The sequence below is a fragment of the Bordetella petrii genome (genome assembly GCF_020991325.1).
Lineage (GTDB): Bacteria > Pseudomonadota > Gammaproteobacteria > Burkholderiales > Burkholderiaceae_B > Bordetella_A > Bordetella_A petrii_E.
This window is the reverse complement of the sequence record NZ_JAJMLX010000451.1, coordinates 1-2,126: the sequence shown is the minus strand read 5'-3', so window position 1 is coordinate 2,126 and position 2,126 is coordinate 1. Positions and strand designations below refer to the sequence as shown.

Annotated in this window: 2 protein-coding genes; both read left to right on the top strand. The window is 63.6% G+C overall.

The features are described 5' to 3' along the window. The coding region (locus LPZ50_RS24400) for a formate dehydrogenase subunit alpha (RefSeq protein ID WP_230665426.1) at positions 1-1,807 on the top strand (1,807 nt) is incomplete at its 5' end. A gap of 10 nt (positions 1,808-1,817) precedes the next feature. After that, the coding region (locus LPZ50_RS24395) for a 4Fe-4S binding protein (RefSeq protein WP_230665425.1) at positions 1,818-2,126 on the top strand (309 nt) is incomplete at its 3' end.

The following is a 2,126-nucleotide window of genomic DNA, read 5'->3' as shown; positions in this document are numbered from 1 at the left end:
GGCGCTGGGCAATATCGGCGTGTCGGGCGGCGGCGCCAATATTTTCCGCGGCCACGACAACGTGCAGGGCGCCACCGACGTGGGCCCCAACCCCGATTCACTGCCGGGCTACTACGGCCTTACCGAAGGTTCCTGGAAGCACTTCGCGCAGGCCTGGGGCGTGGACGTCGAATGGATCAAAAGCCGCTACGCCTCGCCCGACCTGATGAGCAAGCCAGGCATCACGGTGTCGCGCTGGATCGACGGCGTGCTGGAAGACCCCGATCTCATCGACCAGCCCACCAACCTGCGGGCCGTGTTCTATTGGGGCCACGCGCCCAATTCGCAGACGCGCGGCCTGGAAATGAAGCGGGCCATGGACAAGCTGGACCTGCTGGTGGTGGTGGACCCGTACCCGTCGGCCACCGCGGCCATGGCCGCCATGCCGGGCAAGGCCGAAGATCTGAACCCCAAGCGCGCCGTGTACCTGCTGCCGGCCGCCACGCAGTTCGAAACCAGCGGCTCCTGTACGGCGTCCAACCGTTCGGTGCAGTGGCGCGAGAAAGTCATCGAGCCGCTGTGGGAAAGCCGCAGCGACCAAATGATCATGTACCAGCTGGCCGACAAGCTGGGCTTTGGCAAAGAGTTCGTCAAGAACTACCAGCTGCAAAAAGTGAAGGGCATGGACGAGCCCGTCATCGAAGACGTGCTGCGTGAAATCAACCGCTGCTGCTGGACCATCGGCTACACCGGGCAAAGCCCGGAACGCCTGAAGGCCCATATGCGCAACATGCACGTGTTCGACGTGCGCACCCTGCGCGCCAAGGGCGGCAAAGACGCCGAAACCGGCTACGACCTGGCCGGCGATTACTTCGGCCTGCCCTGGCCCTGTTGGGGCACGCCCGAAATGAAGCACCCGGGCACCCCCAACCTGTACGACACCAGCCTGCACGTCATGGATGGCGGGGGCAACTTCCGCGCCAATTTCGGGGTCGAGCGCGACGGCATCAACCTGCTGGCCGAAGACGGGTCGCATTCCAAGGGGGCCGCGCTCACCACGGGTTATCCGGAATTCGACCACGTGCTGCTCAAGAAGCTGGGCTGGTGGAATGAGCTGACCGAAGCCGAGAAGGCCGCGGCCGAAGGCAAGAACTGGAAAACGGATTCGTCGGGCGGCATTATCCGCGTGGTCATGATGAACCACGGCTGTTACCCGTTCGGCAACGCCAAGGCGCGGGCGCTGGTGTGGAACTTCCCCGACCCCATTCCGCAGCACCGCGAACCGCTGTTCGGTACCCGGCCCGACCTGGTCGCCAAGTACCCCTCGCACGACGACCTGAAGAGCTTCTGGCGCCTGCCCACGCTGTATACCTCGTTGCAGAAGAAAAACGTCGAGAACAAGCTGTACGAGAAATTCCCCATCATCCTGACCTCGGGCCGGCTGGTGGAATACGAGGGCGGCGGCGAAGAAACCCGTTCCAACCCCTGGCTGGCGGAACTGCAGCAGGAATGCTTCGTGGAAATCAACCCCAAGGCGGCGGCCGACCGGGGTATACGCAATGGCGACCGCGTCTGGGTATCCACCCCAACGGGGGCGCGGCTGAATGTGCAGGCCCTGGTTACCGAGCGCGTCGGACCCGACACGGCGTTCATCCCGTTCCACTTCTCGGGCCATTGGCAGGGCAAGGACCTGCTCGCCAGCTACCCGGAGGGCGCCGCGCCCATCGTGCGGGGCGAGGCCGTGAACACGGGCACCACCTACGGTTATGACTCCGTGACGATGATGCAGGAAACCAAGACCACCATCTGCAACATCGCCAAGGCCTGAGGAGATCACCATGGCAAGAATGAAATTCGTCTGTGATGCCGAGCGCTGCATCGAATGCAATGGCTGCGTCACGGCTTGCAAGAATGAACATGAAGTGCCGTGGGGCGTGAATCGCCGGCGCGTCGTCACCATGAACGACGGTGTGCCGGGCGAGAAGTCGATTTCGGTGGCCTGTATGCACTGCAGCGACGCGCCCTGCATGGCGGTGTGCCCCGTGAACTGCTTCTACCGCACCGACGAAGGCGTGGTGCTGCACAACAAAGACACCTGTATCGGCTGCGGCTACTGTTCGTATGCCTGTCCGTTCGGTGCGCCGCAG